This is a genomic window from Streptomyces liliiviolaceus (genome assembly GCF_018070025.1).
Taxonomy (GTDB): Bacteria; Actinomycetota; Actinomycetes; order Streptomycetales; family Streptomycetaceae; genus Streptomyces; species Streptomyces liliiviolaceus.
This window is the reverse complement of sequence record NZ_JAGPYQ010000001.1, coordinates 4,775,326-4,801,102: the sequence shown is the minus strand read 5'-3', so window position 1 is coordinate 4,801,102 and position 25,777 is coordinate 4,775,326. Positions and strand designations below refer to the sequence as shown.

24 protein-coding genes and 1 pseudogene are annotated in these 25,777 nt (G+C 68.9%); 9 read left to right on the top strand and 16 right to left on the bottom strand.

Going from position 1 to position 25,777, the window contains the following annotated elements; translation table 11 throughout:
• Nucleotides 1–74: 74 nt before the first annotated feature.
• The 9 genes from J8N05_RS21035 to J8N05_RS20995 all read right to left on the bottom strand — a co-directional run bounded on the left by J8N05_RS21035 (nucleotide 75) and on the right by J8N05_RS20995 (nucleotide 10,699).
• Nucleotides 75–980 carry an aldehyde dehydrogenase family protein gene (locus J8N05_RS21035; protein ID WP_210884902.1) on the bottom strand — a complete coding sequence of 302 codons (906 nt, stop codon included), beginning with the start codon at nucleotides 978–980 and terminating at the stop codon, nucleotides 75–77.
• Nucleotides 973–2,463 (bottom strand): aldehyde dehydrogenase family protein, encoded by a 1,491-nt coding sequence (locus J8N05_RS21030; RefSeq protein WP_210884901.1) that lies wholly within the window; start codon nucleotides 2,461–2,463, stop codon nucleotides 973–975. The genes J8N05_RS21035 and J8N05_RS21030 overlap by 8 nt, the downstream gene beginning before the upstream one ends.
• 16 nt (nucleotides 2,464–2,479) lie before the next feature.
• On the bottom strand, nucleotides 2,480–3,454 hold the full coding sequence (gene deoC, locus J8N05_RS21025) for a deoxyribose-phosphate aldolase (RefSeq protein ID WP_210884900.1): 975 nt from the start codon (nucleotides 3,452–3,454) through the stop codon (nucleotides 2,480–2,482).
• Nucleotides 3,447–4,466: an ABC transporter permease gene (locus J8N05_RS21020; RefSeq protein WP_247706375.1), complete on the bottom strand. Its 1,020-nt coding sequence runs from the start codon at nucleotides 4,464–4,466 to the stop codon at nucleotides 3,447–3,449. Before J8N05_RS21020 ends, deoC begins: the two co-directional genes overlap by 8 nt.
• A complete protein-coding gene (locus J8N05_RS21015) occupies nucleotides 4,463–6,016 on the bottom strand; it encodes a sugar ABC transporter ATP-binding protein (protein ID WP_247706374.1) in 1,554 nt (517 codons plus the stop codon). Before J8N05_RS21015 ends, J8N05_RS21020 begins: the two co-directional genes overlap by 4 nt.
• A 26-nt stretch (nucleotides 6,017–6,042) precedes the next feature.
• A complete protein-coding gene (locus tag J8N05_RS21010; RefSeq protein ID WP_210884896.1) occupies nucleotides 6,043–7,005 on the bottom strand; it encodes a sugar-binding transcriptional regulator in 963 nt (320 codons plus the stop codon).
• Nucleotides 7,006–7,031: 26 nt separating this feature from the next.
• Nucleotides 7,032–8,543 carry an FGGY-family carbohydrate kinase gene (locus J8N05_RS21005; protein WP_210884895.1) on the bottom strand — a complete coding sequence of 504 codons (1,512 nt, stop codon included), beginning with the start codon at nucleotides 8,541–8,543 and terminating at the stop codon, nucleotides 7,032–7,034.
• A complete protein-coding gene (locus J8N05_RS21000) occupies nucleotides 8,540–9,589 on the bottom strand; it encodes a galactitol-1-phosphate 5-dehydrogenase (RefSeq protein ID WP_210884894.1) in 1,050 nt (349 codons plus the stop codon). The genes J8N05_RS21005 and J8N05_RS21000 overlap by 4 nt, the downstream gene beginning before the upstream one ends.
• A gap of 111 nt (nucleotides 9,590–9,700) precedes the next feature.
• On the bottom strand, nucleotides 9,701–10,699 hold the full coding sequence (locus tag J8N05_RS20995; protein WP_210884893.1) for a substrate-binding domain-containing protein: 999 nt from the start codon (nucleotides 10,697–10,699) through the stop codon (nucleotides 9,701–9,703).
• Nucleotides 10,700–11,282: 583 nt separating this feature from the next.
• On the opposite strand from J8N05_RS20995, the gene J8N05_RS20990 reads away from it, so the two are divergent.
• Both J8N05_RS20990 and J8N05_RS20985 read left to right on the top strand, forming a co-directional pair.
• Complete coding sequence (locus J8N05_RS20990; protein ID WP_210884892.1) at nucleotides 11,283–12,110, top strand: SAM-dependent methyltransferase; 828 nt, start codon at nucleotides 11,283–11,285, stop codon at nucleotides 12,108–12,110.
• A gap of 13 nt (nucleotides 12,111–12,123) precedes the next feature.
• The gene (locus J8N05_RS20985; protein WP_210884890.1) at nucleotides 12,124–12,987 is read left to right on the top strand and encodes a hypothetical protein; all 864 of its coding nucleotides are present in this window, start codon (nucleotides 12,124–12,126) and stop codon (nucleotides 12,985–12,987) included.
• Here the strand turns inward: J8N05_RS20985 and J8N05_RS20980 are convergent.
• The gene (locus tag J8N05_RS20980) at nucleotides 12,959–14,080 is read right to left on the bottom strand and encodes a hypothetical protein (protein ID WP_210884888.1); all 1,122 of its coding nucleotides are present in this window, start codon (nucleotides 14,078–14,080) and stop codon (nucleotides 12,959–12,961) included. The two genes, J8N05_RS20985 and J8N05_RS20980, sit on opposite strands and share 29 nt — an antisense overlap.
• 249 nt (nucleotides 14,081–14,329) lie before the next feature.
• Between J8N05_RS20980 and J8N05_RS20975 the strand changes: the two genes are divergently transcribed.
• Nucleotides 14,330–15,115 carry a DUF1963 domain-containing protein gene (locus J8N05_RS20975; RefSeq protein ID WP_247706373.1) on the top strand — a complete coding sequence of 262 codons (786 nt, stop codon included), beginning with the start codon at nucleotides 14,330–14,332 and terminating at the stop codon, nucleotides 15,113–15,115.
• Nucleotides 15,116–15,158: 43 nt separating this feature from the next.
• On the opposite strand, the gene J8N05_RS20970 is transcribed toward J8N05_RS20975, so the two are convergent.
• From J8N05_RS20970 to J8N05_RS20960, 3 genes are all read right to left on the bottom strand, one after another.
• Nucleotides 15,159–15,755 carry an HD domain-containing protein gene (locus tag J8N05_RS20970; RefSeq protein WP_210884886.1) on the bottom strand — a complete coding sequence of 199 codons (597 nt, stop codon included), beginning with the start codon at nucleotides 15,753–15,755 and terminating at the stop codon, nucleotides 15,159–15,161.
• A gap of 158 nt (nucleotides 15,756–15,913) precedes the next feature.
• The gene (locus J8N05_RS20965; RefSeq protein WP_210890276.1) at nucleotides 15,914–16,438 is read right to left on the bottom strand and encodes a DinB family protein; all 525 of its coding nucleotides are present in this window, start codon (nucleotides 16,436–16,438) and stop codon (nucleotides 15,914–15,916) included.
• Between the two features lie 136 nt (nucleotides 16,439–16,574).
• Nucleotides 16,575–17,033, bottom strand: coding sequence for a winged helix-turn-helix transcriptional regulator (locus J8N05_RS20960; RefSeq protein WP_247706372.1), 459 nt, complete (start codon nucleotides 17,031–17,033; stop codon nucleotides 16,575–16,577).
• Nucleotides 17,034–17,125: 92 nt separating this feature from the next.
• Here J8N05_RS20960 and J8N05_RS20955 point away from each other — a divergent pair, with 92 nt between their 5' ends.
• The gene (locus J8N05_RS20955; protein ID WP_210884884.1) at nucleotides 17,126–17,965 is read left to right on the top strand and encodes an SDR family oxidoreductase; all 840 of its coding nucleotides are present in this window, start codon (nucleotides 17,126–17,128) and stop codon (nucleotides 17,963–17,965) included.
• Nucleotides 17,966–18,165: 200 nt separating this feature from the next.
• Here J8N05_RS20955 and J8N05_RS47510 read toward each other — a convergent pair.
• Together J8N05_RS47510 and J8N05_RS20950 are read right to left on the bottom strand one after the other, a co-directional pair.
• Nucleotides 18,166–18,387: pseudogene (locus tag J8N05_RS47510) on the bottom strand (GNAT family N-acetyltransferase); the annotation flags it as partial.
• Between the two features lie 52 nt (nucleotides 18,388–18,439).
• Entirely contained in the window at nucleotides 18,440–19,348 is a 909-nt protein-coding gene (locus J8N05_RS20950; protein WP_210884883.1) for a LysR family transcriptional regulator, read from the bottom strand.
• A gap of 97 nt (nucleotides 19,349–19,445) precedes the next feature.
• On the opposite strand from J8N05_RS20950, the gene J8N05_RS20945 reads away from it, so the two are divergent.
• The 5 genes from J8N05_RS20945 to J8N05_RS20925 all read left to right on the top strand — a co-directional run bounded on the left by J8N05_RS20945 (nucleotide 19,446) and on the right by J8N05_RS20925 (nucleotide 24,937).
• The gene (locus J8N05_RS20945) at nucleotides 19,446–20,282 is read left to right on the top strand and encodes an SDR family NAD(P)-dependent oxidoreductase (RefSeq protein ID WP_308286811.1); all 837 of its coding nucleotides are present in this window, start codon (nucleotides 19,446–19,448) and stop codon (nucleotides 20,280–20,282) included.
• A gap of 444 nt (nucleotides 20,283–20,726) precedes the next feature.
• Nucleotides 20,727–21,695, top strand: a complete 969-nt coding sequence (locus tag J8N05_RS20940; protein ID WP_210884882.1) for an SDR family NAD(P)-dependent oxidoreductase — start codon at nucleotides 20,727–20,729, stop codon at nucleotides 21,693–21,695.
• On the top strand, nucleotides 21,692–22,324 hold the full coding sequence (locus tag J8N05_RS20935; RefSeq protein WP_210884881.1) for a TetR/AcrR family transcriptional regulator: 633 nt from the start codon (nucleotides 21,692–21,694) through the stop codon (nucleotides 22,322–22,324). Before J8N05_RS20940 ends, J8N05_RS20935 begins: the two co-directional genes overlap by 4 nt.
• Nucleotides 22,321–23,592, top strand: a complete 1,272-nt coding sequence (locus J8N05_RS20930; RefSeq protein WP_210884880.1) for an aminopeptidase P family protein — start codon at nucleotides 22,321–22,323, stop codon at nucleotides 23,590–23,592. The genes J8N05_RS20935 and J8N05_RS20930 overlap by 4 nt, the downstream gene beginning before the upstream one ends.
• Nucleotides 23,593–23,971: 379 nt before the next feature.
• A complete protein-coding gene (locus J8N05_RS20925; RefSeq protein ID WP_210884879.1) occupies nucleotides 23,972–24,937 on the top strand; it encodes an SGNH/GDSL hydrolase family protein in 966 nt (321 codons plus the stop codon).
• 357 nt (nucleotides 24,938–25,294) lie between these two features.
• Here J8N05_RS20925 and J8N05_RS20920 read toward each other — a convergent pair whose 3' ends face one another.
• Nucleotides 25,295–25,627, bottom strand: a complete 333-nt coding sequence (locus J8N05_RS20920; protein ID WP_210884877.1) for a hypothetical protein — start codon at nucleotides 25,625–25,627, stop codon at nucleotides 25,295–25,297.
• Nucleotides 25,628–25,777: the final 150 nt, after the last annotated feature.

Genomic DNA, 25,777 nt, shown 5'->3' with positions numbered 1-25,777 from the left:
CGATGACGGTGGGCCACCGCCACGGGTGTGCCGTACCGCAGGCCGGGCCCGCGTTACGGCACACCGGGGATTGTTCATCGGCCTACGGTCTGCCAGACGGTCTTCGTCTCCAGGAACGGTGTGATGCGGGCGAGGCCCGGCAGCGCGTTCCAGTCGGGGGACGGTTCCGGGCGCAGCACCCGGGTGAGGGTGGCCGCCGCCGCGGTCTCCAGCTGTGTCGCGAGGTCTCCCGCTCCGGCCAGGTCGAGCGCGTTGACATCGGCGTGGGCGGCCAGGGTCGGAGCGATCTCGGCGGTGCGGCCGGTGAGGATGTTGACGACCCCGCTGGGCAGGTCGGAGGTGGCGAGTGCTTCGGCGAGGGTGACGGCGGGGAGCGGGGCGTGTTCGCTCGCCACCACGACCGCGGTGTTGCCCGCGGCGATCACCGGGGCGACGACCGAGACCAGCCCGAGCAGGGGCGAGTCCTGAGGGGCGAGGATCGCGACGACGCCCGTGGGTTCGGGGGACGAGTTGTTCTCGTAGGGTCCCGCCACCGGGTTGCCCCCGCCCAGCACCTGGGTGATCTTGTCGGTCCAGCCCGCGTAGTAGACCCAGCGGTCGATCGCGGCGGAGACGACGTCCTGCGCCGCTGCCTCGTCGATGCCCTGCGCGTCGACGACGTCCCGGACGAAGTGGGCGCGACGGCCCTCCATCATCTCGGCGATCCGGTAGAGGATCTGGCCCCGGAGCTGGGCCGTCCGCGAGGCCCAGGAGCCCGACGCGGAGCGGGCCGCGACGACGGCGTCGCGTGCGTCCTTGCGTGAGGCGAGCGCGGCGTTGGCCAGGTGGGCGCCGTCCGGTGAGGTCACGGGGATGCTCCTGCCCGACTCGGAGCGGGGGAAGGCGCCGCCCAGGTAGAGCTTGTAGGTCTTGTGCACCGGCATCCGCCGGGGCGCCGGAGCCGTCGGTGCGGGTTCGGGTGCCGTGGTCGTGTCAGCCATTGAGGTACGCCTCCAGTCCGTGCCGTCCGCCCTCGCGCCCGTAACCGGACTCGCGGTAGCCCCCGAAAGGGCTCGTGGGATCGAATTTGTTGAAGGTGTTCGACCAGATCACTCCGGCGCGCAGCCGGTTCGCGGTCCAGGGGATCCTGCTGGCCTTCTCCGTCCATATCCCCGCGGAGAGACCGTAGGGAGTGTTGTTGGCCTTCTCGACGGCCTCTTCCGGAGTGCGGAAGGTCAGGACGGAGAGTACGGGGCCGAAGATCTCCTCGCGGGCGATCCGGTGCGCCTGGGTGATCCCGGTGAAGACGGTGGGCGCGAACCAGTAACCCCGGGAGGGCAGTTCGCAGGACGGGGACCACTGCTCGCCCCCTTCGTCCCGGCCGGCCTCGGCGAGGTGCTGGATACGGGCGAGCTGGGCGGCGGAGTTGATGGCGCCGATGTCGGTGTTCTTGTCCAGCGGATCGCCGAGCCTCAGCCGGGCCACCCGTTCCTTGAGCCGGTGCAGGACTTCCTCCGCGACGGACTCCTGGACCAGCAAGCGGGATCCGGCGCAGCACACGTGTCCCTGGTTGAAGAAGATCCCCGTGACGATTCCTTCGACCGCCTGGTCGAGGGCCGCGTCGGCGTAGACGATGTTGGCGCCCTTGCCGCCGAGTTCCAGCGTGACCCGCTTGGACGTGCCGGCGACGGTCCTGGCGATCTCCCGGCCCACGTCGGTGGAGCCGGTGAACGCCACCTTGTCCACGCCGGGGTGGGCGACGAGCGCCCGGCCGGTGGCCCCCGCGCCGGTGACGATGTTGACCACACCGGGCGGCAGTTCGGCCTCCTGGCAGATCTCGGCGAAGGCCAGGGCGGTCAGCGGAGTGGTCTCCGCGGGCTTGAGGACCACGGTGTTGCCCGCCGCGAGCGCCGGGGCGATCTTCCAGGCGAGCATCAGCAGGGGGAAGTTCCACGGGATGACCTGGGCCGCGACGCCGAGCGGCCGTGGCGCGGGGACGCCGGGGGAGACGAAGGGGAGTTTGTCGGCCCAGCCCGCGTAGTAGAAGAAGTGCGCGGCGGCGAGGGGGATGTCGACGTCCCGGGTCTCCTTGATGGGCTTGCCGTTGTCGAGGGATTCCAGCACGGCGAGTTCGCGGGCGCGGTCCTGGATGATCCGGCTGATCCGGTAGAGGTACTTGCCGCGCTCGGAGGGGCTGGTCCGGGACCACACGCCGTCGTAGGCACGGCGTGCCGCGGCGACGGCGCGGTCGAGGTCCGCCTCGGTGGCCAGGGTCACCTCGGCGAGCTTCTCCTCGTCGGCCGGATTGACGCTGACCAGGGTCTGTTCGCCCGGTTCGGTGAACTCGCCGTCGACGAAGAGTCCGTAGGCGGGCCGCAGCGAGACGACGGCCCTGGATTCGCGCGCGGGAGCGTAGAGGAGGGCGCCGGACCCGGAGGATTCCTGCGGGGTGGAGGCGGTGTGGGGCGTGGGGCGGTCTGACATGTGCGCTTGATCCCTTTCAGTCCGCGGAGTAGTAGTCGGGACCGGGGTACGTGCCGGTCGTCAGCTTCGCCCGCTGCATCAGCAGATCGTTGAGCAGGCTGGAGGCACCGATGCGGAACCAGTGGGGATCGAGCCAGTCGGGTCCTGCCGTCTCGTTCACCATGACGAGGTTGCGCAGCGCGTCCTTGGTGGTGCGGATACCACCGGCCGGTTTGACGCCGACCTGACGGCCGGTCGCGGCGCGGAAGTCGCGAACCGCCTGGAGCATGATCAGGGTGACGGCGGGGGTCGCGGCGGGCGCGACCTTCCCGGTGGACGTCTTGATGAAGTCGGCCCCGGCGTGCATGGCCAGCCAGGACGCCCGGCGTACGGCGTCGTACGTGGCCAGTTCACCGGTTTCGAGGATGACCTTCAGATGGGCCGGCGGACCGTCGGACCGGCCGCAGGCCTCCTTGACGGCGACGATCTCGTCGTACACCTTGCGGTAGTCCCCGGCGAGGAAGGCACCCCTGTCGATCACCATGTCGATCTCGGTGGCGCCGTCGGCGACCGCGTACCGGGTGTCGAGAAGGCGGACCTCCAGCGGTGCGCGTCCCGCGGGAAAGGCCGAGGCGACGGAGGCGACGCCCACGGACGTGGACTCAAGGGCCTGTGCCGCGACGCCGACGAGGTCGGGGTAGACACAGACGGCGGCCACCGGCGGAACCGTGCGGTCGGTGGGGTCCGGCAGCAGGGCCTTCGTGCACAGGCCGCGTACCTTGCCGGGGGTGTCGGCGCCTTCGAGGGTCGTCAGGTCGATCATGCGGATGGCCAGGTCGATGGCGCGAGCCTTGGCGGTCGTCTTGACCGAGCGGGTCGCCAGGTCGGCCACGCGGGCGTGGACGCCCGCCTCGTCGACGCCGGGAGTCGCGTCCAGGAGAGCACGCAGCGCGGCGTTGCTGTACGCGGGGGCCGGGGGTGCCTGGGCGGCGGGACTGGTGGTGTCAGGCACGGGAACCTCGCTTCTCTATGAGCATGTTGAGGATGAGCGCGACCACGAGGATCAGTCCGGTGACGACCATCTGGAAGAACGAACCGAGACCCATCAGATTGCACAGGTTGCGCAGCACGGACAGGAGGAGCACGGCGACGAAGGTGCCCATGACGCCGCCGCGTCCGCCGAAGAGGTTGGTGCCGCCGAGGACGACGGCGGCGATGGCGTCCAGTTCGAGGCCGTTGAACGCCGTGGGCTGACCGATGGTGAGCCGTGAGGTGAGCAGCACCCCGGCGAGCGCGGAGAGCGCCCCGGAGATGGCGAAGACCGCGGTGATCACGCCGCGCACCGGCAGTCCGGAGAGGCGGGCTGCCTCCTTGTTGCTGCCCACGGCGTAGATGTACTCGCCGAACGTCGTCCCGCGCAGCAGGAGCCCGGCGGCCACGGCGACCGCGACGAAGATCAGGCCGACGATGGGCACGTAACCGACGAATCCGCCGCCGAGGAGCTGGAAGGCGTGCGGGATCTCGCCCCCGGCGGGCTCGCCGTCGGTCAGCAGGTAGGTCAGACCGCGGATGGCGGTGAGTCCGGCGAGGGTGGTCATGAACGCGGGCAGCGAGAGATAGGCGGAGAGTCCGCCCATGACGGCGCCGAAGGCGGCGCCGGCGGCCAGGCTCACCACGATGGCCAGCAGGAAGTTGATGTCGTGGTCGATCAGCAGGGCGACCGTCATGCCGCCGAAGGCGGCCACACTCCCGACCGACAGGTCGATCCCGGCGGTGAGGATGACGAGCGTCATCCCGACGGCGACGATGCCCGTGAGCGCGGACTGCTGCAGCAGGTTGGACATGTTGCGGACGGTGAGGAACTCGGGGGCGAGCAGGCTCGCGACCACGCACAGGGCCAGGAAGACGAGTACCAGGTTGAACCTGACGACGAGGTCGGCGCCCCGCCACCGGGGCGAGGGAGGCCGCGGGCCCCTGTCGCCAGGAGCCGATTTCGGGTCGACCACCGTGGTGGATGTGCTCATGAGGGTGCTCCAGGGGATGTCGCTCTGGTGGGTGTCGCACCGGTGATGACGGTGTGCGCGATCGTGCTCTCGTCGGTGGTGCGGGGGTCGAAGCAGGCCACGTTGCGGCCTTCGTGCAGTACCCAGACGCGGTCGGCGTTGGCGGTCAGTTCGCTCAGTTCGCTGCTGGCCAGCAGGACGGCCACGCCCTGGTCGGCGAGGTGGCGGACCTGACGGTAGAGGTCGGCCTTGGCGCCCACGTCCAGGCCGCGGGTGGGTTCGTCGAGCAGCAGGACCCGGATGTCGCCCCTGGTGATCCACTTGGCCAGCACGACCTTCTGCTGGTTGCCGCCCGAGAGCTTGCCGACCGGCTGGTCGGGTGAGGAGCACCGCACGCCGAGTTCGGTGATGACCGGGGACGCGAGCCGACGGCCGCGGCGCCGCGGGAACAGCCAGGGCCTGCGGTCGAGCGCGGTGACGGCGGCGTTGCGGGCGACGGACAGCTCCAGCATCAGCCCCTGTTCCTTGCGGCTCTCCGGGACGAGGGCCAGACCGGCCCGTACGGCGGCGGCGGGACTGCGCAACCGCAGGTCCTTGCCGTCGACGGCCGCCGAGACGGTGGCGCGGGTGTCCGCGAACAGGGCTTTGAGGAGGGTGGTGCGGCCCGCGCCGCCGAGCCCCGCGAGGCCGACGATCTCGCCCGCCCGGACCTCGATGTCCTTGATGTCGATCAGCCCGGGGCTGTGTGCTGAGCGGATCTCCAGGAGGGGCGGGCCCTTGGGCCGGGGCCGGTCGGTGGTGCGGACGAGTTCCCGGTTCTCGCCGATCATGTCGGCGACCAGCTCGTCGGCCGTCGTGGTGGCCAGGTCCCGGACGGCGACCGAGCGGCCGTCGCGCATCACCGTGGCGCGGTCGCCGATCTCCATGACCTCGTCGAGGCGGTGCGAGATGTAGATGACGGAGCGGCCCTGCGCGGTGAGGGAGCGGATCACGTCGAACACCGTGCGCAGATCGCTCTCCCCGAGGGTCGCGGAGGGCTCGTCCATGACGATGAGACGGGCGTCGGCCGTGAGCGCCCTGGCGATCGCGGTGAGCTGCTGCGCCGCGATGGGCAGCGCGCGGACGGGCGTGTGGACGGAGAAGTCCCCGCCGACCCGGGCGATGGCGGCCCTGGCCAGTTCGGCGCGCTCCTTGCGGCGTACGACGGGACCCCATGACGGGGCGTGGCCGAGCAGCAGATTCTGGGCGACCGTCAGGTCCGGTACGAGATCCAGTTCCTGGTAGATCACGGCGATGCCGGCGGCCAGTCCCGCCTGCGGACCGGCGAGGGCGACCGGCTCGCCGTCGAGCAGGATCTCGCCCGCGTCCGGCTGGTAGGAGCCGGCCAGGATCTTCATCAGGGTGCTCTTGCCCGCTCCGTTCTCACCGAGGAGGCAGTGGACCTCGCCGGGGCGCACGACCAGGTCGGCGCCGTCGTTGGCGAGCGTGCCGGGGAAACGTTTGACGATGCCGCGCATCACCAGCCGCGGTGTCTCCTCGCCTGCCTGGGCGGCGGTGTCGTGAGGGAGCACGGATCCTCCTTTCTGGCTCTTGGCGCTCACAGCTCCTCCCGCTGGTGCATGGCGAGCAGGTGGGCCGCGGTGTGCTGATCGGTGACGAGGGTGTTGCACAGGCCGCTGGAGACGACTGCCGCGCACACGGCGTGTTTGGCGGTGCCCGACACGACGGCCACGGAGACGGCGCTGTTGCGCAGGTGCTCCAGCGGGAGCCCGAGGGTGCGGTCGTCGAGCGGCTGGTCGACGATGGCTCCCCGGGCGTCGATGAAGCGGCCCGCGACGTCGCCGACGGCTCCGGCGGCGGCCAGGGACGCCAGGTCGTCGGCGGTCAGGTATCCGGAGCTGACCAGCACCGAGTCGGCTCCTATGCCGCCGGGGCTGAAGAGCACGGTGTCCGCGGCGGCGGCCTGGTCGAGGACGTCGGAGACCGCGCTGTCCTGCTCCAGGAGCCGGCGGGTGGTCTCCTGCTCCACGATGGACGGCACCGGCAGGACGCTGAGGGTGCCCTGCGCGAGGTGGGCGATCCGGCCCGCCATGTCCTGGGCGGAGGTGGGGGTGCGGGAGCGGCTGAGGCCTCCGTTGATCTGGACGACGTGCACGCCGCTGGCCCAGCCGGGAAGCAGGCGGGCGGCGAGCAGGTCGAGGGTGCGGCCCCAGGAGACGCCCAGTTGGCGAGGCGCCGGGTTCAGCCGGGTGAGGTAGTCGGCGCCGGCCTCGGCGACCCTGGCCCGCAGCCGCTCGTCGTCCACGCGGTCGGCGGCGACCACGACGGCGTCGCGCAGCCCGAAGGCGTCGCGCAGTCGTTCCTCCAGGCTGCGCATACGGGCCTTGGGGTGGACGACCTCGATCCGTACGATCCCCGCGTCCCGGGCCTCGGCGAGCAGCCTGCCCACCTTCCAGCGGGTGAAGTGGAGTTCCTCCCCGATCTGTTCCTGCGTTCGGTTCTGTTCGTAGTACAGGGAGGCGACCTGGTAGAGCAGGGCCTCGTCCTCGATGTTGGTCATCCGGACCTCCTTGTCCGACGGCCGGGTCAGCCCGCGTGGCGGTCGGGCGCGCTGAGCCGGTGGGCGATTTCGCGCGTGGCATCGGTCGCGGCCCGGTAGTCCGCGTATCCCTGTTCGAAGGCCGCGCGGTGGGAGGAGTCCGGTTCGATGACCGTCACGCGCGGGGCGAAGCCCGCGGCGGCCTCGGTGAGGGAGGTGGCCCGGCCGGCCGCGTTGGCCGCGGCGACCGCGCAGGCCCGCAGGGTGAGGTTGCTCTCGGAGACCAGCAGCAGCGGGCGGCCGAGTACGTCCGCGGTGGTGCGCAGCCACAACGGGTTGTGCCGGATGCCTCCGGACACGAACACTTCCTCGACCGGTACGCCGCCTTCGACGAACGAGTCGAGGACCTGGCGGGTGCCGTAGGCGACGCCTTCGACGGCGGCCCGGTAGACCTCCTCGGGACGGCTGCCGAGCGTCAGTCCCAGAACGGCGCCGCGCAGCCGGGGGTCGCGCAGCGGTGTGCGATTGCCCATGAAGTAGTCGAGGACCATCAGCCCGTGTGCGCCGGGCGGCAGCGCCGCGGCCTCCTTGATCAGAGCGGGCAGTTCCGCGCGGGGCCGGCCGAGGAGTTGTTCACCGGCCCAGGTGAGCACGGACCCCGAGGTGACCTGCCCTCCCTCGACCAGCCACCGGCCGGTGTTCAGGGCATCCGGATAGGGGCCCCAGACGGTGGGCGGGAAGACGGGCTCGTCGATCTCCGTGACGAAGGCGGTGGAGGTGCCGCAGACGACCGACACCCGGCCGGTCCGCGCGCCGCCGACGGCGAGCAGGGACAGGTGGGCGTCGATGCCGCCGGCGCCGACCACGGCCCCGCCGGTGAGGCCGAGTTCGTCGCGGGCACTGGGCTGCACGGGCGCGACGGGGTCGCCGACCGGGACGATACGGCTGGGGAGCTTGTCCCGGAGGTCGGGTACGCCCAGCTCCGCGTAGAGGTCGTCGGGGAGACCTGCGCCGCGCGGGTCGTAGTTCCACTTGCACACGGCGTTCATCCGCGATCCGGTCCACTCGCCGGTGAGGCGCCACACGAGGTAGTCGACCGCCTCGACGATGTGACCGGCGGCGCGGTAGACCTCCGGCTGGTGCCGGGCCAGCCACATGGCCTTCGGCACGAGCCACTCGACCGCGTCGGAGCCGCCCGCGTACCGCAGGACCGGATGGTCCAGGGTGGCTGTCAGAGCGGACTCCGCGCTGGCCCGGCTGTCCATCCACAGCAGTGCCGGACGCAGCGGCCGTCCGGCCGCGTCCAGTACGGCGACGGTGGACGCGGTGGTCGCGACGGCGACGCCGGCCACCGGGGGCGAGCCCGCCTCGGTGAGGGCCGCGCGGGTGGCCGTGACCACCGCGTGCCACCAGTCCTCGGGATTCTGCTCGGCCCAGCCGGGGTGCGGGAAGGAGGTGGGGTAGCCGCTCTGGCTCAGCCCGAGTTCCGCACCGTCGGCGCTGTACACGGCCACCCGGGCGCTTTCGGTGCCCAGGTCGATGGCGAGAAGCGCGCTCATGGACGGTCTCCGTTCGGCAGGAAGAGGACCTTGGAGCTGAAGATGGACCGCTCGCCCAGCTGACGCAGGGTCGCGGAGACGTCGTCGAGCCCCAGTTCGTGAGTGATCATGAACTTCCAGCGGAGGCTACCGTCCCCCATGGCGCGGGCGGCGGTGCGCCATTCGTCACCGGGGAACGGGGCGGAGAAGGAGTTCCAGGCGCCGTGAAGGGTGACCTCCCGGCGCAGGAAATTACTGAAGGTGGCCTTCGGCAGGACGACGGGATCGTGCGGGATGCCGATGAAGACGGCCTGCCCGTGCCGGGCCGCGAGGGAGACGGCCTGGTCCGCGGTGGCCGGCACGCCGGCGGACTCGATGATGACGTCGTAGCCCTGGCCCGCGAGTTCGCTCGCCCGCTCGGCGGTGGTGGCGGTGTGGGTGGCGCCGGCCTCCATGGCCATCGCGGCCTTCTCCTCGCTGACGTCGATGGAGAGCACCTCGTGCGCGCCGGCGAGCAGGGCCCACTGGATGGCGAACAGGCCGATGGGTCCCGCTCCGACGACCGCGACCCGGTGACCGGCGCGCAGCTTGGTGCGCCAGATGGCGTGGAGGGCGATGGCGGCCGGGTCGAGCATCGCGGCGGCGCGCGGGTCGAGGTCGGGGGGCAGCACCATCAGATTGCCCTCGGGGACGGTCACGTACTCGGCGTAGGCGCCGGCGCGCCGACTGCCGAAGTAGTCGTAGTCCTCGCAGAGGCTGAAGTGCCCCTGGGCGCAGGGGGTGCAGCGGCGGCAGGGAATCAGCGGCGGGACCGCCACGAGGTCGCCCTCCTTGACCGTGCCGGCCGCCGCGAGCTCCGCGCCGAGCGCCACCACGTGTCCGGAGAACTCATGGCCGCAGATCAGCGGGAGGTGGTAGGCCCCTCCTGGGCGCAGCATCCTGGGTATGTCGGAGCCGCAGACCCCGCACGCCGCGACACGGACGAGTGCCTCCCGGGGCGCGGGCACCGGTACGGGCACCTCCTCGACGCGGATGTCGCCCGGGGCGTGCAGCAGGGCGGCTCGCATGGTTTGCGGCATTTTCGTATCGCTCTCTCGGGTGGGGCGGGGCCGGGATCCGGCCTGGCGCATGCTGTGGGGCGTTGTGTCACGCCCGCGCGGGCGAAGGGCGGCGAAACGTTACTTCTTGTCCGCGAGGGCGAAGGTGGTGGAGCCGCTGTACGAGGCGGCGTTACCGGTGTCGATCAGGCCGGTCCCGGCGTCGACCTCGGCGGAGACCTTCTTGCCCTCCTGGGCGTCCAGCGCGGTCTGTACGGCGGTGGCGCCGAGCGAGATCGGGTCGTTGAGCGAGGTGGCGATGTACGGTCCGTCGGCGGCGATGGACTTCACGGCCTCCATCAGTCCGTCGACACCGGCGACCTTCACATCGGTGCGGTTGTTCTCCTTGAGCACCTGGAGCGCGCCGAGGGCCATGTCGTCGTTGTGCGCGTAGACGGCCTTGACGTCAGGGTTCGTCTGGACGAGGTCCTGCATGGCGGTGACGGCCTTGGCACGGATGTAGTCGCAGTAGGGCCCTGCCACGATCTTGATCTTGCTGTTGGCCGCCACGGCCTCGTGGAACCCCGCGCTGCGGTCGCGGGCGACGGCACCGCCCGCGTCGCCCTTGATCTCGATGACCTTGCCGCCCTTGGCGCCCAGGGCCTTGACGACCTCGGCGCCGACGAGTCGGCCCATCTCCTTGTTGTCGCGTCCGACGTGGGCGACGGCGCCGGAGGGCACCGGGCGGTCGACGGTGACGACCGGGATCCCCGCCGCCTTCGCGGCGGCCAGTCCCGCCTTCACGCCCTTGGGGTCGACGGGGTTGACCAGCAGTACGTCGACACCGCGGGTGATGAGGTCCTGGATGTCGTTGTTCTGCTTCGTCACGTCGTCACCCGCGTCGGCGAAGTTGAGCTTGGCCCCGGCCTTCTTCGCGGCCTGTTCGGCGCCGGTGCGCAACTGCACGTAGAACGGCGACTGCTGGGTCGCCTGGCTGAAGCCGATGGACAGGCCGTCCGAGGCCGCCTTCTTGCCGCTGTCGCCGTCCGAGCCGCCCGGGGTGGTCGAGACGGAGCACGCGCTGAGCGATATAAGAGTGGATGCCGTGATAAAGATCCCGAAGATGCGCTTGGTACGCATATGGGCCTCCTGATGTGGTCCTGGCGACGGACAGTAGATCCAGAATTAACCTCACGGCAACACATGCTGATTTTTTTGCTCTCATGAGCACGGGCGGCGCAAGGGCGGGCCGACTGGCCGATCGCGCTCGGCGGGGCAGGGCGTGCCGTGGCGGCGGTGGGTCGGCGGCCGCGGGCGCGCACTTCGCCGGCGCCTGGGCCGAGAGCTTCGCCGACGAGTTCGGACACCCGGACCAGGCCGATGGCAAGCCGGCGGCTGCCCGGGGCTGGAGCACTCGGACGAACTGTTCGCCGCGGTCGTGGCCGCCTCCTACCTGACGGTCAGCGGTCGTGGCCGCCTCCTAGCTGACGGTCAGCGGCGTCATCGTCGATGTGCGGCCCAAGCAGGCGGCTGCTCTCGCGGGGCGTATCGACCGTGACGCGTTGGGCGTGCGGCAGGTCGGTGGCGAGATCAGGACGTGGCTCGCCCGCTGACGACCGTCTCGGTCAGTGCCGCTCGGCGCACGGCCGCCGATGTCACAGCGCGGCCCCGACCAGCGAAAGAACCTCAAAACGACCTTGTGCAGGCGGCGTTGGGGTGAAGAATGGCAGCCGTGACATACAGGGGCTCCTCCATCGACCCGACCAGGCCCAGCATCGCCCGCGTCTACGACTACCTGCTCGGCGGTAAGGACAACTACGCCGCGGACCGTGCGGTGGGCGATGTGTTCAAGCGCGACCTGCCCGGTTCGGTGGCCATCGCTTTCGCCAACCGTGCCGCCCTGACACGGGCGGTCAGAGAGATCGCAACGACCACCGGCATCCGGCAGTTCATCGACCTGGGCAGTGGCCTGCCGACCGCGGACAACGTCCACCAGGTCGCGCAACGGGCCGCTCCCGACTCCCGCGTCGTCTACGTCGACATCGACCCCCAGGCGCTGGTCCACGGCCGCGCGCTCTTGGAGAACAACGACCGCACCCGCGTGGTCGCGGCCGACGTGCGCAACCCAGAAGCCGTGCGCACGCACCCCGACACCGTCGAGCTCATCGACTTCGAGCGCCCTGTCGCCGTCATCCTCAGCGCCATCCTCCACCACGTCAACGATGACGAGGACCCGGCCGGCATCGTCCGCTACTGGCGCGACCACGTCCCCTCCGGCAGCTACTTCTTCCTCAGCCACTTCCGCTCCGGCAACGACGCGGAGACGGCGGAGGCCGAGAAGGTCCTCCAGCAGACGTTCGGCCGCGGCCGGTGGCGCACCGACGCGGAGATCGCCTCCCTGCTGGAGGGCCTGGACATCCTCGACCCGGGGATCGTCCCCGCCTCGCTGTGGCGTCCCGACGAGACCGGTACCGCGTGCGATGTGGGCGAAAGGCAACAGCTCACGGTGTGGGAACACCTCATCGCCGCCGGACTGGCCCGAAAGGCTTAGACGCGATCCCCGGATGCCGATCGCCGGGCGGTTGCGTCGCCGGCTGCCTGGTACTCCGATCGGCGATCCCATCCTGCCCCGTTTCGCGCTCGCGTTTCGCGGGATCGCCTGTTCCGGTGCGGCGGCCGACCACAGCTGTGGTTGTGTGTTCGCGCTGCCGTCGCAAGGGATGAATCTGATGACCTCCAAGTTCACTGACGCCGACCTCGTCCGTCTGTGCGAGGCCGCGTCCGGCGGGAAACTGGCTCTGGACGCCGAAGTGGCTTCGGTGACGCTATGGGGCGTTCCAGTGGTTCTGGTGTATCGCTGGAACGACGAGGAGCACGCTCGCCGGCAGGCCGCTTCCGTCGGGCCTCTGGACGACCTGTGGCTGCTGGACGCTTTGCTGAAGCTGCCGGTGGGAGACGCGGTGGCGCTGGCGTCGCTGGCAGGCCGGGATCGGCGGCTGCTCGGGCGCGGAGAGTCCGTGCACGCGTGTGAGCGGCGTGCGGACACGGTGGTGCGGTCGGCGGTGCCGCCTGTGTCGGTGGACCTGGCGGTGGTGCGCAGTGAGCACGCCGGTGTGGAGGCTCTGGACGTGATGCCGTTCGGCGCGTATGCCCCGCAGGCGATCTGGCTGGACGCTCCGATGAACGGCTCGGCAGAGCTTCAGGCGGAGGCGGTCCGGTTCAGCACCGGGGTGGTGCACTGGCAGGGCGTGGACGAGCCGCGGGTGCTCGTGCCGGTGCAACCGCTGGCGCAGGTGCACGAGACGGCGGCCGGCTGGCGCTTTGCCGAGCATGTCTACGCGCGGTTGCTGGAGGATTCTGCGGGACCGGGAGCGGGAGCGGGGCTGGGGCTGGGGCTGGTCAATCCTCTTGGGTCGCCCACAGGGTGAGGCCGGCGGGCGGCCCTGGATCGCGTCGGCTGCGCCATTGAAGGCCGGCCCGTTCGTGAGCTTCGATCGCCGCATAGCAGCGATCGCGCCATAGGTAGCGGCGGTCGCTGGCTGATGCTTCTTGGAGTTCCTCGGCCCACGGCAACCACGTGGCCAGGTTGTGCTGCTCGGCTTCCCTGACATCATCGGGATCGTCGCTGAATCGCGTGAGCGATCGGCCGTCGCAGACAATGCAGTCGCAGGGTGGGGGAGTGGTGAAGCCGTAGAGGTGAGCCAGCGCATCAGTGCGGAAATACTGCATCAGGTCCGGATGCAGAACATAGGATTTGGGCCTGCCACTGCGATTCGCATCCGGTCTGCCCGCTGCGTCGGGCGGTCGGAAAGCGCGGCACGACTTCTGCATGCCGATCGAGACGAACGCCGCTCCGCGGGCGTAGGAATCGAGGCCGGCAAGTCCCGCGCGAATGAGCGCCACGTCGTTGATGTTGTCGATCAAGATTCGCAGGCGCTGCGCCGAAGCCCGGTCGGGGAGTGGATCACCGGCGGATCCCAAAGCCAGCGCTTTGACGTGCGGAACTCTGTTCAGAGCACCGATCAGGAATCGCACGTCCCTGTCGGACTGCAGCCACTCGGCTGCGAGCGGCACCGTGAAGATGACCTGTGAAGGGTCGAACTGCCGTACGCGGCGGGTCGCTGCGCTGACGGCCAGGTCATCCCCGGCGGCAAAGTACCGAGTTGGAGTCAGCGCGGCGGTGGCGCCGGCGGCCAACTGGTCCTGCCCGGGCCGGTCCACACCGTGGGGCAGCGAAAGCAGGCCCCCCGCTTCGGGTCGGGGCTTGACGTAGAAGCTGTCCGAGACACCGGCGAAGTGCTCCTCATAGGGCGCCGGATCGGCGAGTACAGACACCGTGCCCAGATACCGCAGAGCGTCCTTGACCTCGCCCAGTGCCCCGGCCCCGCACAGAACCGTGCCGTCGCCGGCGTACTCGGCAAGGGCAGCGGCCTTCAACGTGCGGGTGTGCAGAAGTATCCGTCCCCTGAGCGCTGCGACGGCCGGCTGATCTCGCTCGGATAAATCTCCACCCTGCTCCATCAACTGCCTTCCCCCAATTACAGATCGCAATGGCCCCGTTTCATAGAGTGCAAGGCGCAGCTCAGGGCGGCAAGAGGGCGTTTGCACCGCACTTGACCACTCGGGTGCTTCGGCGTGGCCCGGGGAATTGGCTCGCGCTGGGACCAGTTGTGGCGTGGTCAGCTGCGGGTGGCTGAGAACGGTATGGGTGGCTGAGAATGGTATGGCGTCGGCCCATTCCCGACAGCGGGCCCTGGCATGATCGCGGTTATGACTTCTCCGATGGTGGAACAGCTCGTCGTCCGCACGGCCGAAATGCACAGCGTCCCCGAACCGGTCGCGCAGGAGATGCTGACCGGCTCCCGACCGTGCCTCCACCTGATCCCCTTTCAGGATCTGACCCCTCAGCAGAAAGAGACCCGTCCCGCCGCACGTACGGGAGGCCTCCCCGCGCTGCCGGACGGCATCGACTGGCCCGACGGACGCGAACCTCTTGTGCTGACCGTCGACTGTGCGGCGCTCCCTGAGGGAGTCCTGGACATCGAACTGCCTTCTGATGGAAGCCTCTTGTTCTTCGCTGACATCGAGTACGAGCCGGAGTCGTCGGTGGTGCTTCACGTTCCCGCTGGTGCGCGAACCGGGGAGCGCACGGCGCCGCACGAACTCATCGAAGGGGAGCCCTGGCAGCCCAAGGTCTACGAACCAGGAGTCCTGTACCCGATCCCGGGACTGACCCTCGCGCCCGATTGGCGCGACGCCCCCGCGACCAGTGCGTTCCGGGACGGCGATGCCGACCGGGACGACGCCCTGGACCGCTTCGTGGACGCTGCACGGCAGGCGGCAGCGGGCGGCGCTGCGCACGGGGTCTCCGTCCAACTGGGTGGTTTCTCCCGCCCTTGGCAGTCGGCACCGGACGAGGGCGACCTGGTGCTCCTGGCGCAGATACACGGCCAGGCGATCGACCTCGACGTCTATACCCAGACCCTGATCGTCGGCACCCGCGAGAACATCTCCAGGCGCCGGTACGCAAGCCTGGAGTTCGAGCAGCAGGTCTGAGAAGCAGTGGGAGGCGGACGCGGTCTCAGGCCCGCGTACGGTCTCAGGTCTGCGTGTGGCCGTACCGCGCTGTGACCGAAGTCAGATCGGGCTCGCCGAACCTGGCACGCAGCAGGTCGAACGCATGGACCTTGGCCGCACCGAATGGTTTCAGGTGGGCGGCACAGGCGTCGGCGGTGAGGAAGGTGGGGGGAGTCGTCTTGCTGTGGAACTTGTCGGCGTACATGACCAGTTGCTCCTCGACCGTCTCGGCCAGATAGTCGGCCTCGGGTATGGCAAGGCCCTGTGTGCGGACGTCGTGCCGGGTGAGGCCGACTCCCGTGTGGCAGGAGCAGAAGCGGCACAGTCGCTCGGGGAATCCCTCCTGCCGGAGGATCTCGTGGCCGAGGACACCATGGCGGATGTAGTTGCCGTGATCGAGTCGGCCGGCCTGGTCGTAGAGCCGGTAGACACCGATGTCGTGGAGGAGCGCACCGACACGGACGAGATCGGTGTCGAGAGTGAGGTCTGTCCGTTTCCCGAGCTGTCCGGCGATGTCGCTGATGATCTGACAGTGAGTGAAGACGAGGTCCAGGGCTTCGTGCGACGGCGCGTGCCGTTCGTGGAGCGCGCGTACCTCGTCAACCGTCGGCAGGATCACTGCGGCAGCGTATCTTGGCCGGTCCAGCTGACGAGGCGCACGTTGTCCGCCCGTCCCCGCTCCGCTGGGCAAGGCCCTTCACTGACTGCGTAGGTCGCGCGGGCTAGCGACGCGGGCGAGCGATCCGAAGGGCACGCTGGCGGTCGAACCGGCGATTCTCAGGTCAGGACCAGCCATCGGCGGCCGTCGATCAGCTCTCGGGCTGCGTCGAGGTGGCCCGCATGGCACGCAGTCTCGGTGATGACATGCAGCAGGACGTCGCGCAGCGTGTGCAGGTGCGGTTCGCCGAACAGATCGTGGGGCCACCAGGCCAGTGCGACGTCGGCAGAGGCGGCGGCGGTGATGACGGCATCGGCGAGTTCTGCCTCCCGCCGATATCGGTCGAGTACGTCGATGGCCGGCACTTCCGGGGCCACCTTCCACGCTTCGTCACCGCTCGTCAGGCCATGGATGACCTCCTCGTCCCCGGCGACGACAGCGCGGAACCAGAACCGCTCCACATCGAGCGCCAGATGCTGGACCAGCCCCAGGCAGTGCCATCCGGAAGGCAGCACGGGCCGTCGAAGATCCTTCGCGTCGAGCCCGTCAAGGATCCCGAGAACGTGGCGTCGCTGTCCGTCCAGGACCCGAAGAAGCGCCTTCAGCTCACTACCTGGAGTGGTATCGCTCAAATTTGCCGTCATGATCACCCAGGATCCCCGATCCTTTGAGCCCACGCAGGAGGTTCTCCCATATCCGGGACACGCACCCGATCGAAGACCGACGGGACCGTGAGGCAGGCAGCCGCTACGAGGGCTTCCGGCCGGCATGCCGAGAGCATCAGTGTTCGTCGTCGAGATGATGAGGCTGTTGAGGTCCGGGGATGGTCAGCTGCTTCGTCTGACCTGTTGTGCTCGGCCCCTCCGTGGCGGACACCCCGCTGGCTGCCAGCCGCTGTGTGATCCGGTCGAACAGGTCCGTCAGCGGCGTGCCGACGTCCTGGCCGAACTCGGTCAGACCGTAGGTGACTTGAGGCGGCGTGGTCGGCTCGACCTGCCGCCAGACCAGGTCGTCCTGTACGAGTGCGCGCAGTGTCTGAGCGAGCATCTTCTCGCTGATGCCCTGGATGCTGTCGCGCAGCTCGTAGAACCGAAGGTCGTTGCTCCGCAAGGAGATCAGCACCCAGATACCCCACCTGCTGGTCACGTGGTCGACCACGTCGCGCGCGGGGCAGTCGGTGTGAAACACCTCATACCGAGTATCTGCTTCGGTCTCCATACGCTGCGCGCCTTCCCTCATGTCCGGAGCTTACCTCTGGGTATGTTCTTACGAAAAGTAAGCCTGCCTCCTAGCGTCAATTCCCGTAGTGCACAACGGACTAGGAGCTGAACATGATCGTGGTGACCGGGGCTACCGGGAATGTGGGCCGGCCTTTGACGCAGGCCCTGGCCAAGGCGGGCGAGCAGGTGACGGCGGTGTCTCGGCACGCGGCGGCAGTGCCGGACGGGGTCCGGTATGTGTCGGCTGACTTGGCCGATCCGCAGGGACTCAGCCCTGCTTTGGACGGGGCGAAGGCGCTGTTCCTCCTGCTGTCCGGCGACCTGCACGCCCCCGAAGCCAGGCCGGGCGACATCATCGACCTGGCTGCTGCCAGCGGGGTCCGCCGAGTCGTCCTGCTGTCTTCGCAGGGCGTGGCGACCAGGCCCCTCGGCCCGTCGCGGATCGCGATGCGCGCGGTGGAGAACACGTTGAGAGAGTCCGGTCTGGACTGGGCCGTCCTGCGGCCGGGAGGCTTCGCTTCCAACGCCTTGGCGTGGGCGGAATCCGTCCGCACGCAAGGGACGGTCGCCGCGCCCTTCGGCGATGTCGGGGTTCCGGTCGTCGACCCGGCGGACATCGCCGAGGTCGCGGCGGCCTGCCTGCTGGACGACCGGCACGCCGGCGGAATCTTCGAGCTGACCGGGCCCGAGGTGATCACGCCCCGTCAGCAGGCGCAGGTCATCGCCGCCGCGCTCGACTCGCCGGTGCGATTCCACGAACTCACCCGAGAGGAGGCCAAAGCCGCGATGACACAATTCGTGCCGCCGGAGCTCGCCGACGACACCCTGGACATCATCTCCGCCCCGAACCCCGACGAACTGCGGATCAGCTCGGACGTGGAACGAGTCCTCGGTCGCGCTCCGCGTCCCTTCGACAACTGGGTCGCCCGTAACATCGCCGCCTTTCGCTGAGGCGCGACTCAACTGAAACGCCCGGGCAGCCTCGTGCGACTACGGCCGCACGAGGCGGTTCCGCAGCGTCACCGCCCACCACAACCGTCCGAAACTCAAGAGCCGGGGCGACCGGACAGGGTCCTACTGGTCTGCTGTGCCGGAGCCTGTTGGCGGGATATCGGCAGGCGTGATCTGTGCGGGTGCGGCGATAGCTGGGCTCAGTGCAGTTCCAGCGTGCCCACCGTTTGGTCTCCGCTGGTCTCTCCGGTCGGCTGGAAGCCGAGGGCCAGATGGAAGCCTGTTGGGCCGTCCGCTCCGGGATGCCAGGTGGTGGTCAGGCGTGTGCCTCCTCGGCGTCGTAGCTCACCCGCTACGGACTCCACTGCGAAGCGTCCGTAGCCTCGGCCTTGCTTTCCGTCCGCGATGTTGAGACGCCATAGGGATGGGAGAGTTCTCTTTCTGTCGGTCCGGCTTTCGCAGTTCCGTGGACGCTCAGTCCGTTGCGGGCTGGTGGAGGAGGCTTGTGCCGCACCAGTTCTGCTGGTTGAGATGGTCGAGCATGGCCGTTTCTGCCGCGCCCGGATTGCGCCGTACGCCGACGAGGACGGGTTCGGTCAGGGTGGGCTGTAGCGGGCAGGCCAGTTCTTCGAAGCCCTCGGGGATGGCCGAAGCCGGGACTACGGTGACGCCCAGGCCCTGTGCCACGAGCCGTACCGCGGTGGAGATCTGTGACGCTCGGGCCACGGTGTGCGGGCTGAGGCCCGTGTTCGTGAGCAGGCGGGCGAGGTAGTCGTCGAGCAGGCTGGCGCGCCGAAACCGGATCCATCCCTCGGATGCCAGGTCTTCCAGACGCAGGGCGGCGCCGGCCGGGCGAAGCGGGTGCCCCTTGGGTAGGACGGCGACGTAGTTTTCCTCGCCGAGAGGGTGAGCGTCGAAGGTGCACCCGGGAGGGAAGTGGTGCACGAGGATCATGTCGAGGCTTCCCTGGCGGACCAGTCGTTCCATCTCCGCGGGATCGGGTTCCTCGTAGAGAGTCACCTGCAGTTTCGGGTGGCGGTTGCGCAGTTGTCCCAGTGCTTGGGGCAGTTGGCGTGCTCCCAGGCCCATGTGGACAGCCATGACGAGTTCGCCGGTCAGTTCACCGCCTGCGGCGCGCGCGGCTGTGATGGCACGCCGGGATGCGGTCGTCGCGATCTCCGCCTCCGCGAGGAAGGCCCGCCCTGCAACCGTCACCGTCACCCCGCTCGGGGTGCGGGTGAACAGTTGCACCCCGAGGTGCTTCTCCAGGGTGGCGATCTGCTGCGACAGGGAGGGCTGGGTGACGCCCAGACGTTCTGCTGCCGCCGTCATGGAGCCCTCTTCGGCGACGGCCAGGGCGTACTCGTATTGGCGCAGGTTCATTCGAGGTCCACCCTTCAACGCGACATAGAAGATGTCAATGCAGAGTATACGTTGCCACTATTTGCCTCTATGTCAGGCCGGTCCTACCTTGATGCACATGCGGCGCAGCCACAGGGCAGGAAGATTTCCGCACGATCTCGGCGCGCGCCGTCAGGCATCTTTTCCTTATCTTTTCGAGGAGCACGCAATGGAATTCGAGGGCAAGAGGATTCTGATTACGGGTGCGGGGTCGCGGGGAGGAATCGGCGCCGCGACGGCGCACGCGTTCGCACGCGGCGGAGCGTCGGTGGTGATCACCGGCCGCAACGCGGAGCGCGGGGCCGAGGTGGTCGACGACATCACCGCCGGCGGCGGAAAGGCCCGGTTCGTTCTCGCTGATCTGAGTGATCTCGCCGACGTCGAGCGGTTGGCCAAGGAGGCAGGTGAGATCGACGTGCTGGTCAACAACGCGGCCAGCTACCGGGCCAGCATCAAGCCGACCCTCGACCAGGACAGCGCAGCGAACGCGGAGTCATGGGACACCAACGTGCGCGCCAACTTCGTCCTCAGCACACGACTCGTACCGGGGATGATCGAGCGGGGCGGCGGCAACATCGTCAACATCAGCAGTATCGCCGCCGCTATCGCCATGCCGCATATGGCGACGTATGGAGCGCAGAAAGCGGCCGTCGAATCGTTCACCCGCAGTTGGGCCGCGGAGTGGGGCCGACACGGCATACGCGTGAACGCGGTGGCTCCCGGCAACGTGAACAGCGACAACGTGGTGGAATTCATCGGCGCCGACCAGTTCACGTCCTGGTCCGAGGTCAACCCGCTCAAGCGCAACGCCACGCCCGAGGAACTCGCCGAGGTCATCGCGTTCGTGGCGAGCGAGCGCGCGAGCTTCGTCACCGGCCAGGTGATCGTGGCCGACGGCGGCCGCCTCGCCGTCTGAACGACGCGGCGACCACTGCCACTGCCATAGTCGCAGTCGCAGTCGCAGCCGCAGCCGCAGCCGCAGCGAAGGTCTCCGGCCGCCCGTCCGTGTGCGGCCGGAGGCCGACGTCGCCGACGAGCCGTCGGCCGCTGGTTCGGGTTCCTGACCCGCCGCCAACCGTGGGCCGCCATGAGGTGGCGTCAAGGACGCGGTCGTGCAGAGCCACGGCGTCCCGGCAGTCCATCCAGCTCGTGCTCGGCCAGATCCTCTCTGAGCTGCATCAAGTCCACCAGGCACGTGAGGATGTTTCTGCACTTCCGGTGAGGCGAAGCCCCACTCTCCTCCGCCCTCGACGGGGGTGACGGTGCTCATCTCACGCGTCGCGACCGAGCCGTACCCACCTTGGTTGACAGTGTCCACCTGGCTCACTAGGTTGACGTTGTCAACCAGGAGGTATTGATCATGTCCACGATCCTCATTACGGGCGGACACTCAGGCATCGGTCTGGCTGCGGCCCGTGAGCTCGCAGCCAAGGGAACTGACCTCGTGCTGGCCGGACGCAGCACGCAGCGAATGCAGCCGGTCAAGGATGACCTCACGGCGAAGTACGGGGTATCGGTGACCTTGCTGGCGCTCGACACCTCGTCGCTGGCGTCGGTTCGCGGTGCCGCTGCCGAGGTGGCCAAGCTCTGCGAGACAGGAGAGGTCGGCTCGCTCGCCGCGCTCGTCTGCAACGCCGGGGGCCGTTTCGACGGCGAGGTCACCTACAGTCCCGAGGGCTACGAGACCACGTTCGCCACGAACTACCTCGGGAACTTCCTGCTCGTCGATCTACTGCTGCCGTATCTGGGAGAGGCGGCCCGGGTCGTGTTCACCGCCAGTGGCACACACGATCGAGACTCGATGGACGGCAGGTTGGTGGGTGCCGCGGTCGAGCCGGACGCCGCTCTGCTGGCCAATGACGGCAAGGGCGGCCGCAAGGCGCTCAGCGCCGGTAAGCGCTATGCCACCTCGAAGCTGTGCACGATCATGTACGCCTACGAGCTGGACCGCCGTCTCCGCAGTGCCGGGAGCACAGTGGTCTCGATCGCCTACGACCCGGGTTCCGTGCCGACCACCGGGTTCCTGCGCGGCATGCCCAAGGCCGTCCAGTGGTTCGCCGCCACCTCGGTGTTCTCGTGGCTGACCAAGCGCATCGGTGGTGTCGTCTCCGACGTCGAGTTCTCCGGCGCGTCGCTGGCCGAGCTCGCATGCTCTCCGGAGTACGGGGACCGCTCCGGTGAGTACTTCCAGGCCAACGACGGGACCTTGTCCTCCGTCCGCTCCGCCCATCTGACCTACGACAGGCGGCGAGCGAAGAGGCTGTGGGAGGACTCGGAGCGGCTCGTCGTACGGACGGCGGACGACGACGAAACCGCCCGAGTCCGATGAGTACCGCGCAACGCCTGGTGGCGGCAGCTGCGGAACTTCTCGACGAGGGCGGGCAGGCGGCTGTGACGCTGCGCGCGGTCGGCTCCGCGACTGAGGTCTCGCACAACGCGCCCTATAAACACTTCACGAGCCGCGACGACCTGCTCGCCGCTGTCGCCGCGGCCGACTTCACCGCGATCGCCGAGTCCTGGAGAACGATCGGAGAATCGTCCCTGGACCCGGTGGAGCGCCTGCTCGACGCGCTTGATGTCGTCATCCGGTTCAGCGTGGACCATCCAGCGCGCTACCGGCTGCTCTTCGGCACGCCCGACGTCGCCGCGCAGGGCGGAACCCTGGGTGAGGCCGCCGAGACGGCGCTGCAGGTGTTCTCCAACATCGTTGTCGACTGCCAGAAGACCGGCGCCCTTCCAGCGTCCTCCAGTAACAACCTCGGGATCATCATTTTCGCGACGGCCCACGGCCTGATCGATGCCGATGCGAGCGGCCGACTGCGATCCCGGTCCGGCTGGACCGATGTCCGGGCAGGACTGCGGTTCCTGATCGGTCTCCTCCAAGATCAGCCGCCCGGACACACATCACCCCCCACCACCCTGTCGGACACCTCCACCCAGGAGACACGAGAGGTATGACCACCACTGAGATACCGACCTTCTCCATCGCCGAGCGCGACCGCCGCTACACACTCGCGAGGTCCTTCATGGCCGACGAAGGGCTGGACGCGCTGCTGGTCTACGGCGAGCACGAGGACGCCGGCCCCGCGCCGGTCGCCTACGACACATGGTTCACCAACAGCCGACCGGGATCACTCGTCATCCTCCCGCAGGCCGGTGAGCCGATCTCGCTCATGCCAGGTCCGATGTTCATGATGGACCATCTCGAAGCCTCCCGGCGCGGCGAGAAGATGTGGATCCCGCCGCACAACCTGCGTGGCACCCGCCATTCCCCCACGATTATCGAGACGCTGTCCGAACTGGGCCTGCAAAAGGCTGTCATCGGGGTCGTCGGCCTCGGCGCGCACCTGCCGTGGAACCCGGAAGGGATCATCCCGCATGGTCAGTGGAGCCGGGTCCTCGACCGGTTCCCCGAGGCGGAGTTCCGGCCGATCGACCTCGCGTTCGGGCAGCTCATCATGCCTCTGGGCGAAGAGGAGATCGCCGTGCTCCGGCACTCCGCTCAGATCGGTGACGCCATGGTGCGGGCCATGGTCGCGATTGCGGCGCCCGGCGTCCCGGAGAGCCACGTCTATGCGGCGGGCATGGCCGAGGGCTACCGGAACGGCTCGCTGCCGCCGTCGATGCACCTGTGGTCCGGTCCGGATGTGATTGCCGCCGGGATTCCGTCATGGGGACAGCGGCCCGAGGCGCCGCGCATCCTGGCCGAGGGCGATGTCATCTACGCCGAGGTGTTCTCCAACTTCGGCGGGCGTCACGCCCAGAGCCAGGTCACCATCGCCGTCGGCGAGGTGCACGAGGACTTCCACCGCGCCGGCCGCGTCGCCCGCGCCGCCTACGACGCAGGGCTGAACGCCCTGCGCCCCGGCCGTACCTTCGGCGACGTCGTCGAGGCCATGCACGAGCCCATCGACGCTGCCGACGGCTGGCCCTTCCTCATCGCCGTCCACTCGCTCAACCCCGGCCTCTCGGTGGGCAAGGGCCGAGGGGTCTTCAGTACCCTCCCCGGCACCGAGGGATACCCGCGCGTCCTCGACTACCCCGCGTTCCTCGCCGAGATGACACTCGTACCGGGCATGAGCTTCGCCTTCGAGCCGAACTACGCGTACAACCGCCACCTCGCCCACCTCGGCGGCACCGTCCTCGTCGGTGAGGACGAACCCATCGAACTCAACCCCTACTCCGCCCAGCTCCTCTCCGCAGCGGGACACGGCGCTGCCTCATAGCCCCTCCTCGAAGCTGCCTTCGAGCGGCGGCGGGCGGTGACGGACCGGGCCGCCTCCTCGGCGGCGCCCCGAGTTGTCGCATCGGTCAGGCTGTCGCTGGCCCAGGCTGGTGGTGATCACGAATGAGACATGCGGTGGCGGCCGAGAGTCGAGCCGAGGCGATCGAGGCTGCTCCATGAACCACGTATATCGCGCAGGTTCGGCCAGACCTCGCAGGTGAACGATCCGGATACGGATTCAATCCTTCCGGATAGTGACCGCCGTGAACGGATGAACCCTTGAACTCCACGGAAGGTAACTGTCCGTATTGGATCTAGTGCGGAAAGTTACAGTCTTCGTAGTATCGAGGAGTCGCCAACACCGTGTCCCTGGAGGATTCGTGGCAAGGTTCCGTACGCGTTTGGCCCTGCTCGGCTCGGCTGCGGCTTTCGCCGCCGGCGCGCTCGCTCCCGCACAGCTCGTCGGGGCGCAGCCCGCCGCCGCGGCGGACTACGACTGGGTCGCCCTGGGCGACTCCTACACCGCCGGGGTCATTCCGGCTGCGGGAGACATCTTCGAGATTCCCCGCGACGGCTGCGAGCGCACCGACCGGTCCTATCCGCAGGTCATCGACCGGGACCTCGGCTCGTTCTTCGAGCTGACCAACGTCAGCTGCGGCGCCGCCACGATCGAGGACGTCACCTTCAACGCGCAGCAGCCGATCGGCCGGAGCATGCCGGGCCAGCCCGACCCGGATGCTCCCTTCCCGCCGGTGCCTCCCCAGTCCGACGCGGTCAAGTCCGGCACCGACGTGATCACCGTCGGCGTGGGCGGCAACACCCTCGGGTTCGGCGAGATCCTCTTCAAGTGTCTGCAACTGGGTGAAGGCAGCGGTGGCGTCGGCACGCCGTGCAAGGACGAACTGGCCGCCGACATCCCCGCCAGGCTGACCAAGGTGAGCACCGACTACGACCAGATGCTCGCCAAGCTCCACGAGAAGGGCCCCCACGCCAAGATCCTGGCCGTCGGCTACCCCACGGTCATCCCCGAAGACACCTCCAAGTGCCGGTACAACGACATCCACCAGTTCTTCTCGATCACCCCCGGCGACCTGGACTGGCTCCGCCAGGACGTCCTGGAGCCCCTCAACAAGGTCATCGAGAAGTCGGCCGGCACCCAGGACTCCGCCACTTTCGTCGACCTCTACAACTCCTCCGCCCAGCACAGCGTCTGTGACGCCGGCGAGTGGGTCGAGGGCATCCTCGACAGCGACAACAGGCCTGCTCTCGTACACCCCAACGCCAAGGGCCACCTCAACGCCGCCGACCACGTCACCTCGGCGATGCTGAACGCCATCGCCCCGTAGGACTGATCCACAAGGGACACCCCGTCCTTGATCCACCACCGAGTTGCCTCCTGCCCTCCGGCACGGAGGCAACTCCGTTTCTGAACCCTGTCATCAGGAGCAATGCAGCCGTGTGAACACGCCAGCTGCGCGAAGGCTTGTCCCGGCCTCGCGGAGCCTTCTGCGTTCGTTCCGGTTCAACGACGGCCGCGGTCAAAGGACATGATGCGATGCAGGGCTGTGGCGAACCCGTCCTGGACGGCCTTCGCGTGGGGCGGCCGGGCAGGACGGGTTCGCCGGTGCGGAGTCTGGGCACTGGGAGATCGCCACCTCGTGTGAGGTGATGAGGTGCGTGGCTGCGGTAGACACCCTGGTGGTTCAGGCGGCAGCGAGGTGCAGGCTTTGGGTCTGGTGCCAGCCGTGGTCGGCCAGGCGTTGGGCCAGGCCGAGGCGGGGTTGGGCGCGCAGGGTCAGATGTGCGGGGGCGGGCAGGGTGCGGGCGGCGCCGACCAGCGTCTCCAGGGCGCTCTGCGAGAGGTAGTCGACGTGGGTGAGGTCGACGGTGATGTCGCTTGCCTGACGGCGGCAGGCGAGAAGGGCCAGGTTGAGGGGGATCTTGTGGGCACCCATGACCTGGCCGTAGAGCTTGATGCCAGGTTCGAGTATCAGGGGATGGATGAGGAGGAGGTCGTCGCCGAAGGAGGTCGACATCGCAGACATTTCCCAAGGGCCGTGCACCGGTGAAGGGAAGCGAAGACCGCCCTTTGGAGGGCCGGAACTGGGGGCGGTGATGGTTCCCGCGCGGCGCCGAGAAGGGCGGGATCCGAGCCCCGCAGGACAGCCGCTGACGTAAGGGCGCCC

What these genes read in the sequence shown, in the direction of transcription:
- J8N05_RS20990 (WP_210884892.1), top strand. Translation starts at nt 11,283, where the DNA reads ATGGCAGCCGTGACATACAGGGGCTCCTCCATCGACCCGACCAGGCCC.
- J8N05_RS20995 (WP_210884893.1), bottom strand. Translation starts at nt 10,699, where the DNA reads ATGCGTACCAAGCGCATCTTCGGGATCTTTATCACGGCATCCACTCTT.
- J8N05_RS20920 (WP_210884877.1), bottom strand. Translation starts at nt 25,627, where the DNA reads ATGTCGACCTCCTTCGGCGACGACCTCCTCCTCATCCATCCCCTGATA.
- J8N05_RS20975 (WP_247706373.1), top strand. Translation starts at nt 14,330, where the DNA reads ATGACTTCTCCGATGGTGGAACAGCTCGTCGTCCGCACGGCCGAAATG.
- J8N05_RS20965 (WP_210890276.1), bottom strand. Translation starts at nt 16,438, where the DNA reads ATGACGGCAAATTTGAGCGATACCACTCCAGGTAGTGAGCTGAAGGCG.
- J8N05_RS21000 (WP_210884894.1), bottom strand. Translation starts at nt 9,589, where the DNA reads ATGCGAGCCGCCCTGCTGCACGCCCCGGGCGACATCCGCGTCGAGGAG.
- J8N05_RS21020 (WP_247706375.1), bottom strand. Translation starts at nt 4,466, where the DNA reads ATGAGCACATCCACCACGGTGGTCGACCCGAAATCGGCTCCTGGCGAC.
- J8N05_RS20985 (WP_210884890.1), top strand. Translation starts at nt 12,124, where the DNA reads ATGCCGATCGCCGGGCGGTTGCGTCGCCGGCTGCCTGGTACTCCGATC.
- J8N05_RS20930 (WP_210884880.1), top strand. Translation starts at nt 22,321, where the DNA reads ATGACCACCACTGAGATACCGACCTTCTCCATCGCCGAGCGCGACCGC.
- J8N05_RS20955 (WP_210884884.1), top strand. Translation starts at nt 17,126, where the DNA reads ATGATCGTGGTGACCGGGGCTACCGGGAATGTGGGCCGGCCTTTGACG.
- J8N05_RS20940 (WP_210884882.1), top strand. Translation starts at nt 20,727, where the DNA reads ATGTCCACGATCCTCATTACGGGCGGACACTCAGGCATCGGTCTGGCT.
- J8N05_RS21030 (WP_210884901.1), bottom strand. Translation starts at nt 2,463, where the DNA reads ATGTCAGACCGCCCCACGCCCCACACCGCCTCCACCCCGCAGGAATCC.
- J8N05_RS21035 (WP_210884902.1), bottom strand. Translation starts at nt 980, where the DNA reads ATGGCTGACACGACCACGGCACCCGAACCCGCACCGACGGCTCCGGCG.
- J8N05_RS21010 (WP_210884896.1), bottom strand. Translation starts at nt 7,005, where the DNA reads ATGACCAACATCGAGGACGAGGCCCTGCTCTACCAGGTCGCCTCCCTG.
- J8N05_RS21005 (WP_210884895.1), bottom strand. Translation starts at nt 8,543, where the DNA reads ATGAGCGCGCTTCTCGCCATCGACCTGGGCACCGAAAGCGCCCGGGTG.
- J8N05_RS20980 (WP_210884888.1), bottom strand. Translation starts at nt 14,080, where the DNA reads ATGGAGCAGGGTGGAGATTTATCCGAGCGAGATCAGCCGGCCGTCGCA.
- J8N05_RS20960 (WP_247706372.1), bottom strand. Translation starts at nt 17,033, where the DNA reads ATGAGGGAAGGCGCGCAGCGTATGGAGACCGAAGCAGATACTCGGTAT.
- J8N05_RS20950 (WP_210884883.1), bottom strand. Translation starts at nt 19,348, where the DNA reads ATGAACCTGCGCCAATACGAGTACGCCCTGGCCGTCGCCGAAGAGGGC.
- J8N05_RS20935 (WP_210884881.1), top strand. Translation starts at nt 21,692, where the DNA reads ATGAGTACCGCGCAACGCCTGGTGGCGGCAGCTGCGGAACTTCTCGAC.
- J8N05_RS20945 (WP_308286811.1), top strand. Translation starts at nt 19,446, where the DNA reads ATGCGGCGCAGCCACAGGGCAGGAAGATTTCCGCACGATCTCGGCGCG.